The organism is Microcella flavibacter, from assembly GCF_012530535.1.
In the GTDB taxonomy this organism is placed as follows: domain Bacteria; phylum Actinomycetota; class Actinomycetes; order Actinomycetales; family Microbacteriaceae; genus Microcella; species Microcella flavibacter.
The window spans coordinates 1,102,903-1,120,847 of the sequence record NZ_CP051299.1; the positions used below are offsets into that span (position 1 = coordinate 1,102,903).

At 73.8% G+C, this 17,945-nt stretch carries 13 protein-coding genes; 6 read left to right on the forward strand and 7 right to left on the reverse strand.

Going from position 1 to position 17,945, the window contains the following annotated elements:
* Positions 1-26 precede the first annotated feature (26 nt).
* Both HGB54_RS05260 and HGB54_RS12735 read right to left on the reverse strand, forming a co-directional pair.
* Entirely contained in the window at positions 27-623 is a 597-nt protein-coding gene (locus HGB54_RS05260) for a DNA-3-methyladenine glycosylase I (RefSeq protein WP_168915512.1), read from the reverse strand.
* Positions 623-1,222: a methylated-DNA--[protein]-cysteine S-methyltransferase gene (locus tag HGB54_RS12735; protein ID WP_168915513.1), complete on the reverse strand. Its 600-nt coding sequence runs from the start codon at positions 1,220-1,222 to the stop codon at positions 623-625. The genes HGB54_RS05260 and HGB54_RS12735 overlap by 1 nt, the downstream gene beginning before the upstream one ends.
* 139 nt (positions 1,223-1,361) lie before the next feature.
* Here HGB54_RS12735 and HGB54_RS05270 point away from each other — a divergent pair, with 139 nt between their 5' ends.
* Complete coding sequence (locus HGB54_RS05270) at positions 1,362-2,351, forward strand: aldo/keto reductase (RefSeq protein WP_168915514.1); 990 nt, start codon at positions 1,362-1,364, stop codon at positions 2,349-2,351.
* A gap of 19 nt (positions 2,352-2,370) precedes the next feature.
* Here the strand turns inward: HGB54_RS05270 and HGB54_RS05275 are convergent, their stop codons facing one another.
* From HGB54_RS05275 to HGB54_RS05295, 5 genes are all read right to left on the reverse strand, one after another.
* On the reverse strand, positions 2,371-3,477 hold the full coding sequence (locus HGB54_RS05275; protein WP_168915515.1) for a hypothetical protein: 1,107 nt from the start codon (positions 3,475-3,477) through the stop codon (positions 2,371-2,373).
* Positions 3,478-3,505: 28 nt separating this feature from the next.
* Positions 3,506-4,039, reverse strand: coding sequence for a TspO/MBR family protein (locus tag HGB54_RS05280; RefSeq protein WP_168915516.1), 534 nt, complete (start codon positions 4,037-4,039; stop codon positions 3,506-3,508).
* A gap of 116 nt (positions 4,040-4,155) precedes the next feature.
* On the reverse strand, positions 4,156-5,541 hold the full coding sequence (locus tag HGB54_RS05285) for an NAD(P)/FAD-dependent oxidoreductase (protein WP_228545997.1): 1,386 nt from the start codon (positions 5,539-5,541) through the stop codon (positions 4,156-4,158).
* Positions 5,538-7,019, reverse strand: coding sequence for an aspartate aminotransferase family protein (locus tag HGB54_RS05290; protein WP_267237856.1), 1,482 nt, complete (start codon positions 7,017-7,019; stop codon positions 5,538-5,540). The genes HGB54_RS05285 and HGB54_RS05290 overlap by 4 nt, the downstream gene beginning before the upstream one ends.
* The gene (locus HGB54_RS05295; protein WP_168915517.1) at positions 7,016-7,483 is read right to left on the reverse strand and encodes an Lrp/AsnC family transcriptional regulator; all 468 of its coding nucleotides are present in this window, start codon (positions 7,481-7,483) and stop codon (positions 7,016-7,018) included. The genes HGB54_RS05290 and HGB54_RS05295 overlap by 4 nt, the downstream gene beginning before the upstream one ends.
* A 124-nt stretch (positions 7,484-7,607) precedes the next feature.
* On the opposite strand from HGB54_RS05295, the gene HGB54_RS05300 reads away from it, so the two are divergent.
* The 5 genes from HGB54_RS05300 to HGB54_RS05320 all read left to right on the forward strand — a co-directional run bounded on the left by HGB54_RS05300 (position 7,608) and on the right by HGB54_RS05320 (position 17,940).
* A complete protein-coding gene (locus HGB54_RS05300; RefSeq protein WP_168915518.1) occupies positions 7,608-9,062 on the forward strand; it encodes an aminobutyraldehyde dehydrogenase in 1,455 nt (484 codons plus the stop codon).
* Positions 9,063-9,086: 24 nt separating this feature from the next.
* A complete protein-coding gene (locus HGB54_RS05305; RefSeq protein ID WP_168915519.1) occupies positions 9,087-9,695 on the forward strand; it encodes an FHA domain-containing protein in 609 nt (202 codons plus the stop codon).
* A 71-nt stretch (positions 9,696-9,766) separates the two neighbouring features.
* On the forward strand, positions 9,767-10,558 hold the full coding sequence (locus tag HGB54_RS05310; protein ID WP_168915520.1) for a PP2C family protein-serine/threonine phosphatase: 792 nt from the start codon (positions 9,767-9,769) through the stop codon (positions 10,556-10,558).
* A gap of 70 nt (positions 10,559-10,628) precedes the next feature.
* Complete coding sequence (locus tag HGB54_RS05315; protein WP_228545966.1) at positions 10,629-12,017, forward strand: serine/threonine-protein kinase; 1,389 nt, start codon at positions 10,629-10,631, stop codon at positions 12,015-12,017.
* A 1-nt stretch (position 12,018) separates the two neighbouring features.
* Positions 12,019-17,940, forward strand: a complete 5,922-nt coding sequence (locus HGB54_RS05320) for a fibronectin type III domain-containing protein (RefSeq protein WP_168915521.1) — start codon at positions 12,019-12,021, stop codon at positions 17,938-17,940.
* Positions 17,941-17,945 lie beyond the last annotated feature (5 nt).

Sequence of the window (17,945 nt, forward strand, 5' to 3'; positions counted from 1 at the left end):
CGACCCACGAGGCCCGACGCTCCTGTTCAGCCCTGCGCGCGCCAGCACCCGGCGACGTGGTCGTCGACGAGGCCCGCGGACTGCATGAGCGCGTAGGCGGTCGTCGGGCCGACGAAGCGCAGGCCGCGCGCCTTGAGCGCCCGGGCGAGCGCCGTCGACCGCTCCGTGGTCGCGGGCACCTCGGCGAGGGTGCGCGGGCGGGAACGGGAGTCCGCGGCCGGGGCGTGCGACCAGACGAGGGCGTCGAGCGCTCCGGGCTCCTGCTGCAGCCAGTCGTGCAGCACTCGCGCGTTCGCGATGGTCGCGGCGATCTTCGCGCGGTTGCGGATGATGCGCTCGTCGAGGAGCAGGCGCTGGGCATCCCGCTCGTCGTAGGCGGCGACCGTCTCGATCGTGAAGCCGTCGAAGGCGGCGCGGAAGCCCTCCCGCCGACGCAGGATGGTGATCCAGGAGAGTCCCGACTGGAAGGCCTCGAGGCTGAGCTTCTCGAACAACGGCCGGTCGCCGTGCAGGGGCCGCCCCCACTCCTCGTCGTGGTAGCGCCGGTACTCGGGGTCGTCGCCGACCCAGCCGCAGCGCGGCAGCTCGTCGGGGCCGATGCGCAGGTCGGGGGTGACGGCCATCAGCGGTGCGCGATGCCCTCGAGGTCGAGCAGCTGCACCTTGGTGGGCACTCCCGCGCCCGCGCTGTACCCCGTGATGCGGCGGTCGCCGGCCAGCACGCGGTGGCACGGGATGAGCAGGGGGACGGGGTTCGCGCCGACCGCGCCGCCGACCGCGCGGCCCGCCGTCGCCCGGCCGCTCGCGATGCCGAGCTCGCCGTAGGTGCGGGTCTCGCCGAAGGGGATCGCGCGCAGCTGCTGCCAGATCTGCTGCTGGAACGCCGTGCCCTGCAGCAGCACGGGCACGTCGAAGCGCTGCCGGCCGGCGTGGAAGTACTCGTCGAGCTGGGTCGCGGCCGCGTCGAGCACGGCGTCGCCGTCGAGGGGCGCGGAGGGCTCGGGCGAGCGGAAGCCGTGCGCGCCCTCGATCTCGAGCAGCGTGACGTGGTCGCCGTCGCCGAGCAGCAGGATGCGGCCGATCGGGGAGTCGATGACGCGGCGCGCGGTGGCGCGGGCCGCGATGGCCGCGGCCGAGGCGACGAGCGGGCGGGCGGCGGCGGGTGCGGCGGAGGCAGGGGCGGCGGAGGCAGCCGCGGCGGGGGCGTCGGTGAGGGTCGGCATGGCTCGAGGCTAGCGCGGGGGCCGGGGCGGCTCCGGCGGGAATCGGACGCGGGGGAGGAGCATCCCGAACCGTCCCCGGGGGAGGAGCGGCAGACGGCCGCGGAGGACGCCGGAGCGCGCGTGCGCGAGGATGGAGGGCATGAGCGACATGACCTACCGCACCCTCGGCCGCAGCGGGCTCCGCGTCTCGACGGTCGGTCTCGGCTGCAACAACTTCGGCCGGCCCGGCACGGCGACCGAGTCGCAGGAGGGCACCGACCGCGTGCTGCACGCCGCGATCGACGCCGGCATCACGCTGCTCGACGGCGCCGACATCTACGGCTACGCCTACGGCCGCAGCGAGACGATGATGGGTCACGCGCTGAAGGGCCGCCGCGACGAGGTGGTGCTCGCCACCAAGTTCGGCCACGCCGACTACGACAGCCCGCTGCCGCACTGGGGAGCGAAGGGCTCGCGGCGCTACATCCGGCTCGCGGTGGAGGGCTCGCTGCGGCGCCTGCAGACCGACTGGATCGACCTGTACCAGTTCCACACACCCGACCCACTGACCCCGATCGAGGAGACCCTGGCGGCGCTGCACGAGCTCGTCGACGAGGGCAAGATCCGCTACTACGGCCACTCGAACTTCGCCGCGTGGCAGCTCGTGCAGGCCGACCTGCTCGCCGAGCGGCACGGGCACCCCCGCTTCGTCTCCGCCCAGAACGAGTACAGCCTGCTCGTGCGCGGCGCGGACGCCGAGCTGCTGCCGGCGGCCGAGGCGAGCGGCGTGGGCCTGCTGCCCTACTTCCCGCTGCACAACGGCCTGTTCACCGGCAAGTTCACGCGCGAGGGCGGCCCCGCCGACACCCGCATCATGCGCCAGCGCCCGCACCTGGTCGCGAATGCGCCGTGGGACGCGATGGAGGCCTACGCGGCCCTCTGCGCCGACCGCGGCGTCGGGATGCTCGAGGCCACGATCGGCTGGCTGCTGAGCCGCCCGTCCCTCACGAGCGTGATCGCGGGCGCGACCACCCCCGAGCAGGTCGTGCAGAACGCCGGGGCTGCGGACGCCTGGACGCCGAGCCTCGAGGACCTCGACGCGATCGACGCGATCTTCCCGCCCGGCAGCGGGGGACTCACCTCGTACTGACCGTCGCCCGTGCGCCGGCTCAGCCGCCGGGGGGCGCCTCCTCGACGTCGCCCTCGGCCGGGGCCGTCCCCGCGAGCGGCTGCGCCTCGACGTTGATCGCCTGGTTGAGCGCGGCGGCCTCGGCGTTGAGGGTCTCGAGCTCGACGAGCAGCGCGTTGTGCTCGTCGACGAGGGCGTTCGTGGCGTCGCGTCGCGCGCGCAGAGCATCCTGCCGCTCGATGAGGGCGCCGCGATCGGCGAGGAAAACGGATTGGCTGCGGTAGCCGCCGGGGGTCGCCGCGCGCTCCTCGAACACGGCGAGGTCGGCGGTGAAGGCGTCGGAGTCGACGCGGTACGCCTCCTGCTCGCTCACGATGCGCGCCGAGAGCTCGTCGACGCGGGCGGCGAGCGCGAGCAGCTGCTGCTCGAGCTGGGCGAAGAGCGACTGCACCTGCTCGGCGAGCGCCACGACCCGCGAGCGGTCGGCGAAGAAGGTCGCGTAGTGCTGCTCGAGCACGGGGGCGAGCCCCGGGCCCTCGCCGCCGCGCACCTCGGTGCCGATGATCGCGTAGAGCTCGGGGATGCGCGAGGCCGGGTCGCGCTCCTCGTAGCCGGCGATGCGCTCCACGAGCTCGTGATCGGGGCCGAGCGCGGCGAAGGCGGCCTCGAGCGGCTCGACGAGCGCGGTGCGCTCCTCGGGCTCGAGCCGATCCCAGGCGGCGTGGAGCATCTCGTGCGCGGCGACGACCGGTTCGAGGGCCGAGAGGTCGTCGTCGGTGACGTCGTACAGGTGGATGCGCCCCTCCTCGAGGGCGTAGCAGCCGAGCACCCCGATGCCGGGGGCGGAGACGCGGCACACCCGCTCGAACTCCGCCGGCGCCAGGATCTCGGGCAGGCTCGCCGCCAGCAGGAACCGGCCCCGCTCGCTCAGGCCCGCCTGCGCGGCGTAGCCCTCGATGCGGGGGTCGAGGTCGTTCGTCCACACGGTGAGGGCGTCCGACACCGGTCGAGGGTTCGCGGCGACCCACGCGGCCCCGGCGATGACGCCGCCCTGGGCGACGATCGCGACCACCGCGACCGCGATGAGCGCGCCGCGACCGATGCGGGATGCCCGGGAGCGGGTCGAGCGGACGGCCGGGGTGGTCACGCCGTCCACGGTACCCGCGGCGGCCCCGTCAGACCGCGAGGACGGCGATCGCGGCGTTGAGCGTGGTGGCGAACAGCACCCAGAACCAGTAGGGGATGAGCAGCGCCGCGGCGGGCTTGCTGACCTCCGCGAAGCGGATGATGGCGGCGAGCACCATGAAGTCGAGCACGACGATGATGACGAGGGCGACCCAGATGCCCGCGGCGCCGACGACCGAGCCGAGGCCGAAGAAGGCCGGAGTCCACACGGCGTTGATCATGAGCTGCGCGACGTAGATCGAGAGCGCCCGCCGGCGGGCCTCCGTGGCGGGACTGCGCCACACCAGCCAGGCGGCGACGGACATCGCGCTGTACAGCACCGTCCAGACCGGGCCGAAGATCGCGTTCGGCGGGTTCCACATCGGTTTGGGGGTGTCGGCGTACCAGCCCTCGATCGCGGGGGCGGAGATGGCGGAGCCGAAGGCGGCGACGAGGAAGGCGATGCCGAAGAAGCCGACGAGGGCGGCGGCGGAGCGCACGGTGCTGCGCTCGACCGCACGACTGCGGGTCTGCATGGTGACCATGGCTCTCCTCTCCGCTGATGAGAGTACGGTCGTTCGCTCCGAGCCTCCTGCACGCGGGCTGGGTTCGCCCGTCGCAGGGGCGCCCCGGGTGCGGGCGGCGCTGCGGCCCGACCGGCTCAGTGCCCGATCAGCGGTGCCATCGCGCGCAGGATGAGCGAGCCGCGCCCGGTGAGGCGCTCCTCGCGATCGGCGGCCGTCATGGCGAGCAGACCGGCGTTGGCCCCGAGGAACCGCAGCGGCTCGGGCTCCCAGGAGGGGGAGCGGTGCCCGACCCACGGCAGGCGCGTCAGCTCGGTGTCCTGCTCCGTGAGGAGGTCGGCGAGGGTGCGCCCGGCGAGGTTGGTGGTCGACAGGCCGTCGCCGACGTAGCCGCCGGCCGAGGCGATGCCCGTCACCCGGTCGTACTGCACGCTCGCGTGCCAGTCGCGGGGCACGCCGAGCGGACCGCCCCAGCGATGGGTCACGGTCAGGTCCCCGACCGAGGGGAAGAGCTCGCGCACGGTCGCGACGAGGTGCTCGAAGACCGCCTCGACGCGGTCGTACTGCGGCGCGATGGTGCTGCCGAAGTGGTAGCGGGCGCCGCGCCCGCCGAAGGCGAGCCGGTCGTCGGCGGTGCGCTGGCCGTAGATGACGAGGTGGCGGCCGTCGGAGAAGGTCTGCCCGTGCTCGATGCCGAGCTCGTCCCAGACGCTCGCGGGCAGCGGCTCGGTGCCGATCATGAGCGAGTAGAGCGGCAGCACCCGCCGGCGGGTCTGCGGCACGGCGGCGGCGTAGCCCTCGAGCGCGACGACGATGCGGCGGGCGCGCACCCGGCCGCGATCGGTGAGCACCTCGCCGGGCCCCCACGACTCGACCGTCGTCCGCTCGCGGATGATCGCACCGCGGTGCTCCACGATGCGGGCGAGCGACCGCACGAGCTGCGCGGGGTGCACGCGGGCGCAGGCCGGGTCGAACACGGCGCCGAGCGACCCGGCGGCGCGCACGCGATCGGCACCCCAGAGCTCGAGCCGGTCGACGCCGAAGCCCGCGGCGCGCGCGACCTCGGCCCGGGCATCCCGCCACTGGTTCTCGGAGCGGGCGAAGACGACCGTGCCGCCCTTCGCGTAGCCGGCGTCGATGCCCTCCTCGGCGATCACGCGGCCGACCTCGTCGACCGTGCCGATCATGGCGCGGCGCATCGCGAGAGCGGCCTCGCGACCGTGGCGCTGCGCGAGCGCCGCGGTCGACTGCGGGAACAGCGCCGAGACCCAGCCGCCGTTGCGGCCGCTGGCGCCGAAGCCGGCGATCTCCTTCTCGAGCAGCAGGATGCGCAGACCGGGGTCGCGCTTCTGCAGCTCGTACGCCGTCCACAGGCCGGTGAGCCCCGCGCCGATGATCGCGACGTCGGCCGTGTCGTCGCCGTCGAGCGGCGCGCGCGGGGTCAGATCGTCGTCGACCGTGTCGTGCCAGAGGCTGAGCCCGCGGTAGTCGGCGTCGGTGCGGGGAGCGGCGGGACCGCTCAGAGCAGCTTCCCCGCCTCGGTGAGCACCTTCCGCAGGATGCCCTCGATCTCGTCGAACTCGGCCGGGCCGATGGTGAGCGGCGGGGCGAGCTGGATGACGGGGTCGCCGCGGTCGTCGGCGCGGCAGTAGAGGCCCGCGTCGAAGAGCGCCTTGGAGAGGAAGCCGCGCAGCAGGCGCTCGGACTCCGCCTCGCTGAAGGTCTCCTTCGTCTCCTTGTTCTTCACCAGCTCGATGCCGAAGAAGTATCCCTCGCCGCGCACGTCGCCGACGATGGGCAGGTCGAGCAGCCGCTCGAGCGCCGCGCGGAACTTCGGCGAGTTCTCGCGCACGTGCTCGAGGATGCCCTCCTCCTCGAAGATGTTGAGGTTCTCCAGGGCGACGGCGGCCGAGACGGGATGCCCCGCGAAGGTGTACCCGTGGTAGAACGCCGTCGTGCCCTCGGTGAAGGGCGCGTAGACCTTCTCGTTGACGATCATCGCGCCGAGGGGCGAGTAGCCGGAGGTCAGGCCCTTGGCCGAGGTGATGATGTCGGGCACGTAGCCGAAGCCCTCGCAGGCGAACATGTAGCCGGTGCGGCCGTAGGCGCAGATGACCTCGTCGCTGACGAGCAGCACGTCGTACTGGTCGCAGATCTCGCGCACGCGCTGGAAGTAGCCGGGGGGCGGCGGGAAGCAGCCGCCGGAGTTCTGCACCGGCTCGAGGAAGACGGCCGCGACGGTGTCGGGGCCCTCGAACAGGATCATCTCCTCGATGCGGTTGGCGGCCCACTGGCCGAACTCCTCGAGGGTGCCGTGGAAGCCCATCTCCTCGGCGCGGTAGTAGTTCGTGTTCGGCACGCGGAACCCGCCGGGCGTGAGCGGCTCGAACATCTCCTTCATGCCGGGGATGCCCGTGATCGCGAGCGCGCCCTGCGGCGTGCCGTGGTAGGCGACGGCGCGCGAGATGACCTTGTGCTTCATCGGCTTGCCGACGAGCTTCCAGTACTGCTTGGCGAGCTTCCACGCCGACTCGACGGCCTCACCGCCGCCGGTGGTGAAGAACACGCGGTTGAGGTCGCCGGGCGCGTAGTCGGCGAGGCGGTCGGCGAGCTCGATGGCGGTGGGATGCGCGTAGGACCACAGCGGGAAGAACGCGAGCTCCTCGGCCTGCTTGCGGGCGGCCTCGGCCAGGCGCTGGTTGCCGTGGCCCAGCTGCACGACGAAGAGGCCGGAGAGGCCGTCGATGTACTTGTTGCCGAGGCTGTCCCAGATGTGGTGCCCCTCGCCCTTGACGATGATGGGCACCCCGTTGCCGGCGGCCATGCCCGACTGGCGCGCGAAGTGCATCCAGAGGTGGTCCTTGGCCTTCTTCTGCATCGCGGCCTCGGCGGCCGCGGCGGGCCCCGTGAGCTTCTTCACCGCCGCGGCGGGCGCGGCGTGCGCCTCGTGCGCGGTGGTCGCGTCGGCGGTGGTCTTCTTCTTGCTCTTCAGGAGTTTCATCGTGTTCCCCAGTTGTAGAACTGCTTCTGCAGTCGTAGATAGACGAAGGTCTCGGTCGAGAGCACGCCCTCGATACCGCGGATGCGCGTGTTGAGCAGGGTGATGAGGTCGTCGTCGTTCTCGCAGACGACCTCGGCGAGGATGTCGAAGCTGCCGGCCGTGAGCACGACGTAGTCGACCTCGGCGATGGCGGCGAGCGTGTCGGCGACGTGCGTGGCGTCGCCCGTCACGCGGATGCCGATCATCGCCTGGCGGTAGAAGCCGAGCTGCATCGGATCGGTGACGGCGACGACCTGCATGACGCCCGACTCGGTGAGCTTCTGCACCCGCTGGCGCACGGCGGCCTCGCTGAGTCCGACGTGCTTGCCGATCTCGGCGTACGACCGGCGGCCGTCGTCCTGCAGCTGCTCGATGATCGCTTTCGAGACCTCATCGAGCTGCACGGGCTTACTGCGGGCTGCCATGACCCGATCTTGACAGTCGAAACAGTGTTTGACAAGTGAATCCGTATCCGCAACGGCGGATTCGCGACTGATTCCGTCGCCTCCGCTCTGGAATCCGGCGCGGAGGCCCGGTACTGTTCCGGGCATGAGCCCTGCTGCCGCGCGCGCCGACCGCATCCTGTCCAACGTCATCGACGGCGAGCGGGTCGCCAGCCGCTCCGCCGAGTCCCTCGCGCTCGTCGATCCCGCGACGGAGGAGGTCTACGCGCAGGCGCCCGTCAGCACGCCCGAGGAGGTCGACGCCGCCTACCGCGCGGCGGAGCGCGCCTTCGTCGGCTGGGGCCGCACGACCCCCGCGCAGCGGCAGCTCGCGCTGTTCCGCCTCGCCGACGCGGTCGAGGCGCGCGCCGAGGAGTTCGCCGACCTCGAGTCGCAGGACACCGGAAAGCCCCGCGCCACCCTCGTCGCCGACGAGATCGACCAGTCCGTCGACCAGCTGCGCTTCTTCGCCGGCGCCGCGCGCGACCTCGACGGCCGCTCGGCGGGGGAGTACCTCGCCGGGCACACCTCGTACGTGCGCCGCGAGCCCATCGGGGTCATCGGGCAGGTGACGCCGTGGAACTACCCGCTCAACATGGCGGTGTGGAAGATCGCTCCGGCCATCGCCGCGGGCAACACCGTGGTGCTGAAGCCCTCCGACACGACCCCGCAGTCGACGCTGCTGCTGGCCGAGATCGCCGCGGAGCACCTGCCGGCCGGGGTGCTCAACGTCGTGCTGGGCGACCGCGGCACGGGGGCGGCGCTCGTGGAGCATCCCACCCCCCAGATGGTCGCGATCACCGGCTCGGTGCGCGCGGGGATGGAGGTCGCCCGCTCCGCCGCGCAGGGGCTCAAGCGCGTGCACCTCGAGCTCGGCGGCAAGGCGCCCGCGCTCGTCTTCGCCGACGCCGACCCGGCCGCGGTCGCCGAGGGCCTCGTGCTCGCCGCCTACGTCAACGGCGGTCAGGACTGCACGGCCGCCACCCGGGTGCTCGTGCACGAGTCGATCCACGACGCGGTGGTCGCGGCGCTCGCCGCCCGCATCGCCGGGCACGCCCGCACCGGCGCGCCGCACGAGGAGGGCATCCTGTACGGCGCGCTCAACAACGCCGACCAGCTCGCGCGCGTGCAGGGCATGGTCGAGCGGCTGCCCGCGCACGCCGAGATCGTCGCCGGCGGACGGCGCCAGGGGGAGCGCGGCTACTTCCACGAGGCGACGCTCGTCACGGGCATGCGCCAGGACGACGAGGCCGTGCAGGAGGAGGTGTTCGGGCCGCTGCTGACCGTGCAGAGCTTCCGCGACGAGGCCGAGGCGCTCGCGCTCGCGAACGGGGTGCGGTACGCGCTCGCGGCGAGCGTGTGGACGGCCGACCACGCCCGCGCGATGCGCCTGAGCCGCGACCTCGACTTCGGCTGCGTGTGGATCAACACGCACATCCCCTTCGTCTCGGACATGCCGCACGGCGGCTTCAAGCACTCCGGCTACGGCAAGGACCTCTCGCACTACGGGTTCGAGGACTACACGCGCCTCAAGCACGTCATGAGCTTCCTGGGGGAGTGAGCGGCGCGCGGTAGCGTTCAGGGCATGGCGCACGAGGGCGAGCACGACGACACGGTCATCCGCCCCCGACGCCCGCTCGCGCCGACGGACGCGCGACCGGTGGAGGACCGCGCCGACCCCGGCGCCGACGAGGCCACCGTCATCCGGCTGATCGAGCCGGATATCCCGCCCACGGTGCCGCTCGGCGTGCCCGAGGGCGCCCCGCTCTACGCGGCGGTGCTGCCCCCGCGGCCGCCGGACGAGCCCGGCGACGCGGCCCCGCCCGCCGCGCCCGCGCCGCTCGCGACCCTGCGCATCCCGGGCGTCGACCGCGACGTGCCGCTGGACCGCCCCGTCGTCATCGGGCGGCGCCCCGCGGCGGTGCGGATGCCCGAGACGCCCGCCCCGCTGCGCATCGTCGTGCCGGCCGACCGCCGGGGCGTCTCCGCGCGGCACGCGCGCATCGAGCAGCTCGGCAGCGCCCTCGTGGTGACCGATCTCGGTTCGTCCAACGGCATCGTCGTACACTTGCCCCGTGGGTCGGTCCGCCGGCTCCGCCCCGGAGAGTCCTGCGCGGTGCTCCCCGGCTCGGTCGTCTCGCTCGGAGACGGGATCGACATCGCCGTCCAGGCGATCGATCCCCGAGCGACCTGACCCTCGCCGCCTCGCCACCGCCCCGCCGCTCGACGCCCGCCCGCCCCTCGAATCCCCCTACGGAGACGCCCGTGACCGCGCTCGGCCGCAGCACTGTGCGACACATCCTCGCCCTCCCCGATCGCGCCGACGTCGTCGAGCTCTCGTGGCACGGCGTCACCCACGTCGGCTACCGGCGCGCCGCGAACGAGGACAGCTACCTCGCCGACGTGCCGCTCTTCGCGGTGGCCGACGGCATGGGCGGGCACGCGCACGGCGACCGGGCGAGCGACTCGGTCGTCCGGCGGCTGCAGGCCGCCGTCGACGGCGACTTCGTCGATCCGGATCGCATCATCGAGGCGCTGCAGCGCGCGACGATCGACATCGGCGAGCTCGACGAGGAGGAGCGGGGCATCGGCACGACCGTGACGGGCGCCGCGCTCACCCTGCACGAGGGCCGCCCGGTCGTGACCGTCTTCAACGTCGGCGACTCGCGCGTGTACCTCTTCACCGGCAACGAGCTGCGGCAGGTCACGACCGACCATTCGATGGTGCAGGAGATGGTCGACGCCGGCCAGATCACGGCGGAGGAGGCCGAGAGCCACCCCGACGCCAACGTCATCACGCGCGCCGTGGGCTTCTCCGTCGACCCCGAGATCGACTTCGTGCGCATCCCGCTCGAGGCGGGCATGCGCCTGCTGCTCTGCTCCGACGGCCTCACGAAGGAGGTGCCCTCCGAGCGCCTCCGCCTGCACCTCGCGGCGCGCCTCAGCGCTCGCGAGACCGCCAACGCGCTCGTCGACGCCGCGCTCGCCCAGGGCGGCCGGGACAACATCACCGTCGTCGTCGTCGACGTGGTGCGCGCCCCCTCCTCCGAGGACTGAGCGCGGCGGCCCTCCGCCGCATGCCGCACTCCCTACACTGAGGAGCAGACAGCGGCAGAAGGGGGGAACCGTGGCGCGTCGTCGACCCTCGGACCCGCCGATCCTGGCCGGGTTCAGCCACATCCGGATGCTCGGATCGGGCGGCTTCGCCGACGTCTTCCTCTACGAGCAGAACATGCCGCGGCGCCAGGTGGCCGTGAAGGTCATGCTCGCCGACGTCGTCACCGAGTCGGTTCGGCAGATGTTCCAGGCCGAGGCGAACCTCATGGCGCAGCTGTCGGCCCATCCGAGCATCCTCACCGTCTACCAGGCCAGCATCTCGGCCGACGGCCGGCCCTACCTCGTCATGGAGCTCTGCTCCGCCCAGCTCGCCGAGCGCTTCCGCCGCGAGCGCATGCCGGTCGCCGAGGTGCTGCGCATCGGCGTGCAGATCGGCAGCGCGGTCGAGACGGCGCACCGCCAGGGCGTGCTGCACCGCGACATCAAGCCCTCGAACATCCTCACCACCGTCTACGGCCACCCCGTGCTCAGCGACTTCGGCATCGCGGCCAGCCTCAGCGCCGCCAGCGCCCACGACACCGTCGGGATGTCCATCCCCTGGTCCGCGCCCGAGGTGCTGCTCGACACGACGCCCGGGGCCGTGACGAGCGAGGTGTGGTCGCTCGCCGCGACCGTGCACTCCCTCCTCGCCGGGCGCTCGCCCTTCGAGGTCGTCGACGGCACCAACACCTCCGACGAGCTGATCAGCCGCATCACCCGGGGGCGCCTGCCGGCGATTGGGCGGGACGACGTTCCCGACTCGCTCGAGCAGGTGCTGCGGCGCGGGATGTCCCGCGATCCGGCCCGGCGGCAGCAGAGCGCGATCGAGTTCGTGCGCGAGCTGCAGGCCGTCGAGGCCGAGCTCGGCTTCACGCCGACGCCCGCCGACATGGCGGTGCAGGACTGGGCGCTCGTCACGGCCGACGACCCGGCCGATCGCACGATCGTGCGCTCGGTGGCGGGGGAGTCGGCTGCTCCGCGTCCGGACCGGCGTCGGCGGCGCGCGGCCCCGGCCGCCGCGCCGACCGCGGCCACCGGCACCGGCGGGCGGCGGCCGCGGCCGCGCGGGCGGCTCGCGGCGGGCATCCTCGTCGGATCGCTGCTCGCCGTCGTCGGGCTCGGTGCGCTCGGCGCGGTGCTCGCCATCCAGGGCTCCGACGACGATCTGCCGCGCGTGACGGACGTGACCGCGACCGTCGAGGGGGCGACGGTGGCGTTCCGCTGGCCCGACCCGGGCATCCGCGACACCGACGCCTACCAGGTGCGGGTCGTCGGCGGGGAGGCCACCGTGCAGCGCGCCGCGGAGTTCCGCATCGCCGCGCCGGAGGGCTCGCGGGTCTGCTTGACCGTGAGCGTCGCGCGCGAGGGCCGGGTCGGCCCCTCGAGCGCCGAGCAGTGCGCCGAGCCGGCGGGGGGCTGACATGGGCGCCCGGCAGTGGTTCGCGCGGCACCGCTCCGCCGCGCTGAGCGGCATCGGCGGCGGCACCGCGCTCGCCGTGCTGACGACCCTCGCCATCGTGGCCCCGGGCTTCCAGGCCGAACGGCTCGACCTCAACGACGGCTCGGTGTGGGTCGCGAACGGCGAGCAGCAGGCGGTCGGCCGCGCCAACCTGCAGCTCGGGTCGCTCGACACCGTGGTGGCGGGCGAGGGCTCGGCGCTCGCGGTCGTGCAGGACGAGACCGACGTCGTCGTGGTCGACGCGGCGAACGCGACCGCCGACATCGTCGACGCGGCCCTCGCCGAGGTCTCCGACACCGTCCCGCTGCCGCCCGACGCGCCGAGCCTCTTGATGCTCGACGAGACGACGGTGGTGCACAGCGGGGGCACGGGCGAGACGTGGCTCGTCCCGCGCGCGCTGCTCACCGACTTCGACTCGTCCTCGGCCGCGCCCTTCGTCTTCGGCGACGGCTCCGCCGTGGTGGTGGATGCCCGCCTCGGCCTCATCGCCGCCGCCCCCGGCACGGCCGAGGTGCTGCGCATCCGCCTCGATGCCCCCGACCGCGTCGCCGAGCGCTGGCCGCTGCCCGTGGAGCCCGACGAGCCCGTCGCCGTGACCACCGCCGACGGCCGCTGGGCCGCGCTCTCGCTGCGCACGGCGGTGCTGCACACCGCGGTCGGCGCCGTCGACCTCTCCGGGTTCATCGACTCGCCCGCGGAGGCGGTGCTGTCGGCCCCCGGCGGCGACGAGCTGTTCGTCGCGCATCCCGCCGGTCTGCTCGCCGTCGACGCGGAGGGCGCCGTGCGCATCATCGCGGACGACCGCGACGGCCGGCCGGCCGCGCCCGCGCTCGTCGACGGCTGCGTGCTCGCGGCCTGGAGCGACGGCGCCGCCTGGCGGCAGTGCGGCGGCCGGGAGCCGATCCTGCTCGAGCTGGAGGGCATGGACCCGGCGGCGGAGCTCGCCGTCGCGGTGCGCGGCTCCCGCGCCGTGCTCAACGACACCCGCACCGGCGCCTCCTGGGCCGTGCAGTCAGACGGGGCGCTCATCGACAACTGGGACGAGCTCATCGTCGAGGAGGAGGACGAGCAGCAGGCGCAGCTCGACGAGCTCGACACCCCGCCCGAGCTCGAGGTCGCCCCGCAGCCGCCCGTCGCCGTCGACGACGAGTTCGGCGCCCGGCCCGGCCGCGTCTCGCCGCTGCCGGTTCTGCTCAACGACAGCGACCCGAACGGCGACGTGCTCGTCATCAGCGCCGTGGAGCCGGTCGATCCGGCGTTCGGCCGCGTGGACGTCGTCGGCGGCGGCCAGCAGCTGCAGATCGCGCTCGCGGCCTCGGCGAGCGGCTCGACCGCCTTCGCCTACACGATCACCGACGGGCGCGGCGGCAGCGACAGCGCCGTCGTCACCCTCACCGTGCGGGCGGCGGGCGAGAACGGGCCCCCGGTGCAGCTGCGCACCTCGAAGACCCTCGTCGCCGAGGGCGGCACGGCCACGGCCGCGGTGCTCGCCGAGTGGGTGGACCCCGACGGCGATCCGCTCTACCTCGCCGACGCCGCGATCGCCGAGCCCGACGTCGTCACCTTCCGGCCGGACGGCCGGGTCACCGTGCGCGAGGCGGGCGGTGCCGGCGAGCTGCGGCCCGTCTCGCTGACGGTCTCCGACGGGGTGCTGAGCGGCGCGGGCACCCTCGCCGTGACCGTGCAGCCCGTGGGCCAGACCCCCATCATCGCCGAGCCCTTCGCGGTCTCCGCCTACGCGGGCGAGGAGGTGCGCATCGATCCGCTCGTGCACGTCCGGGGCGGATCCGGTCCGATCCGGCTCAGCGCGGTGCCCGCCAAGCAGGGATCGACGATCACCCCGAGCCTCGACCGCGGGGTGTTCCGCTTCGTGAGCGACGAGGTGCGCACCCACTACCTCGAGTACGTCGTCACCGACAACGAGGTGACGGCGACCGGCGTGGTCCGCGTCGACGTGCTGCCGCCGCCCGAAGCGGGAGCGGGGCCGATCACGGTGCCCAAGACCGCCTTCGTGCGCACGCTCTCGAGCGCGATCGTCCCCGTCGCGACGGCCGACGTCGACCCGGCGGGCGGCGTGCTCGTCGTCACGGGCATCTCGTCCGTCCCGCCGGCGAGCGGCATCCGGGCCGAGATCCTCGACCAGCGCGACGTGCGTATCTCGCTGACCCGGCCGCTCGACGGGCCCACCGACGTGCGGTACCGCATCAGCAACGGCACGGCGGAGGCGGAGGGCACGATCACCGTCATCGAGATCCCGCCGCTCGATCGCCTGCAACCGCCCATCGCCCGCGACGACGCGATCACCGTCCGCGTCGGCGACGCCGTGAGCATCCCCGTGCTCGACAACGACGAGCACCCCGACGACGAGCCGCTCACGCTCTCGCCCGTGCTGCCGCAGGGCCTCGACGGCGACTCCGGACTGCTGTTCGTCGCCGGCGACCGGCTGCGCTACCTCGCGCCGGATCAGCCGGGCGAGTACACGGCGGTGTACGAGATCACCGGGCCGCTCGGGCTCGAGCGGGCGCAGGCGACCGTGCGGATCAGCGTGCGCGAGGTGTCGCTCGAGACCAACGCCGCCCCGGTGCCGCGCACCGTCACCGCGCGGGTGATCGCGGGCGAGACCGTGCGCATCCGCATCCCCGTCGAGGGCATGGACCCGGACGGCGACTCCGTGCAGATCGTCGGGCAGCAGACCGCGCCCTCCCGCGGCACCGTCACCGAGGTGACGGCCGACACGATCGTCTACACGGCGGGGGAGTACTCGGCCGGCACCGACGAGTTCCGCTACACGGTCGTCGACGCCCTCGGGGCGCGCGCCTCGGGCCTCGTGCGCGTCGGTATCAGCCCGCGGCTCGACGGGGCGCGCAACCCCATCGCCAACGACGACCTCGTGGTCGTGCGGCCCGGCGTGAGCGTGCTCGTGCCCGTGCTCGAGAACGACACCGACCCTGACGGCTCGGCGCTGCGGGTGAGCGCCGTGGAGTCCTCCGATCCGACCGCCGTCGCCTCGGTGGTCGACGACCAGTTCGTGCGGGTCGTGCCGCCGGAGGGGGCGGGGCGGTACGGATTCGTGTACACGATCGTGAGCGAGGCGGGCGGAGCATCCCAGGCCTTCGTCACCGTCGACGTGGTCGAGGACGCCCCCCTCACGCCGCCCGTCGCCCGCGACGTCGTGCTCACCCTCGCCGACGTGCTCGATCGCGAGACCATCGACGTCGACGTGCTCTCGCAGGCCTTCTTCGCCGAGGGCGAGATCGCCGATCTCGCGCTCCGCATCGTGCCGGGCTACGACGGCGGCGGCGCCCGCGTGCTCGCGAACCGCAGCATCCGCGTGACGGTCGGCGAGCAGCGGCAGATCATCCCCTTCGAGCTGCAGCACCCGGTCGACCCGGACGTGCGCGCCTACGCCTTCATCTGGGTGCCCGGCACCGACGACGCCCTGCCGCAGCTCGACCGGCGCGCCCCCCTCATCCGCGTGGTGAGCGAGGAGACCGTCGAGATCGACATCAACGACCACGTCATCGCCGTGGGGGACGACGGCGTGCGGCTGACCGACACCGCGACCGTGCGGGCGACGAACGCCGACGGCTCGGCCCTCGTCGTCGACGAGGACACGCTGCGCTTCACCTCGGCCGACCTCTACTTCGGTCCGGCCTCGATCTCGTTCGAGGTCACCGACGGCGCGAGCGCGGACGCCCCCGAGGGCCGGGTGGCCACGATCGTGCTGCCCATCGAGGTGACCCCGCGCGAGAACCAGCCGCCCGCGCTGCTCGGCGCGGCGATCGAGATGGAGCCCGGCGGCGAGCGGGAGATCGACCTGCTGCGCATCACCTCGTACCCGTACCCCGACGACCTCGACGAGCTGGAGTTCTCGGTGCTCGGCGGGCCGCAGTCCGGCCTCGAGGTCGAGCTGCGGGGGCAGACCCTCGTCGCGAGCGTGCCGGCGGGCACCGCGCGCGGCACGACCGCGAGCGTGACCGTCGGGGTGCGCGACGACGCGGCCGTCGGCACCGCCGGGCGCATCACCGTGACGGTCGTGCCCTCGACGCGTCCGCTTCCCAACCCCGCGGCCGACGCGGCGATCGCGCCCCGCGGGGAGACGACCGTCGTCGACGTCCTGCAGAACGACCAGGCCGGCAATCCCTTCCCCGCCGAGCCGCTGCGCGTCGTGGCCATCCGCGGGCTCGAGGGCGCATCCCTGCCGGCCGGCGTGCGCATCGTGCCGAGCGCCGACGGGCAGCGGCTCGAGGTCACGGTCTCCGGCTCGGCGGCTCCGACCGACACCAACCTGCAGTACCAGGTCGCCGATGCGACCGACGACCCCGACCGCTACGTGTGGGCGTCCGTGCGGGTCTCCGTGCAGGACGTCCCCGACCCGGTCACCGACCTGCGCGTGCAGGGCTACGGCGACCGTCAGCTGGAGCTCTCGTGGCAGCCCGGCGCCTCGAACAACGCGCCGATCGAGGGCTTCGTCGTGAGGGTCGTCCGGGTCGCCGACGGCGCACAGACGGCGGAGGTCGAGTGCGCGTTCTCGCCGTGCACGGTGCCGACCCCCGGCAACGGCTCCTCCAATGCGGTGCGCGTGAGCGTCGTCGCCGTCAACGCGCAGGGCGAGTCGGCGCCGACCTCGCTCGCCGAGCGGGTTTGGAGCGACCTCGTGCCGCCCGCGCCGATCATCTCGACCGTCATCGCCCTCGACGGCGGCCTGCGCGTCGTGTTCCGCAAGCCGGCCCAGGACGCCTCCGCCTCGCCCATCACCCGCTACGTGCTCACGGTCGGCCCGGTCGTCCGCGAGGTGCCGGCCCCGGCGTCGGATCCCGCCGGCACGGAGTACGCGGTCTCGGTGCGCGACGCCGCGCTGCAGAACGGCACGGCGTACGGCGTGAGCGTCAGCGCGCGCAACGACTCCTTCGAGGCGCTCACCCGCTGGACGAGCGCCGAGGCCTCGGGCACGCCGGCGGGCCCGCCCCTCGTCGTGGGCGCGGTCACCGCGACCGGCTCGCGCGACGCCACGGGCAGCAACGGCCACCGGGTCGACGTCGCCTGGCCCTCGGTGTTCGCGGGCAACGGTCGGTCCGTGCAGACCCACTACGTCTGGGTGTCGGACGGCGGCAGCGCGCCGAGCTGCACCGTGACCGGCGTCGAGTCGGGGTCGCCCCAGCCGAATCCGCCCGCGGGCGCCACCGCCCTCGGCGGCGATGCGACCAGCACGACCGTCTCCGGCCTCACCGCCGACACGGAGTACCGCGTCGTCGTCTACGCCTACAACGGGCAGGGATGCACGGCCGCCGCCGAGGTGCGCGCGACGCCCCGCCCCGTCCCGGGTGCCGTCACCGCGATCGACGTGAACGCTCCCGAGCGGCAGCGCGGCGGTGACGTCGGACCGTGGGACTCGTCGCTCGTCGGCGTCACGACCGCCGACGGCGGCCGCGTCGACAGCGTGCAGTACCGTCTCATCGCCGACGGCGCCGTGCGGTCCGAGTCGGGCGTCGTCGCCCTGCCCACCGCGCTGACGACGGCCGACCGCTCGCACTACGGCGCCGCGCTCGCGGTCGAGGTGCGCGCCTGCCGCCAGTACGAGACGCTGCTCTGCGGCGCCTGGTCGGGCCCCTTCGCCCTGCCGACGGCCATCGCGATCGATGCGGCGCCCGCGGCCGAGTTCACCGAGACCGCTCCTGAGGTGCGCACGGTCGTGATCACCTGGAGCCCCGTCCGCGGCGCGGCCTACGACCTCGTCGAGCAGAGCTGCCGCGGCGGCGCCGTCGTCTCGATCGACACCGACGCGGGCCGCTGCGAGATGACCCTCGCCACCGGGCAGGTCGCCGAGCTGTTCATCCGCGTCCGCGAGGGCGGCGAGGAGTACGACCGGTCGTGGACGTGGTAGCCATG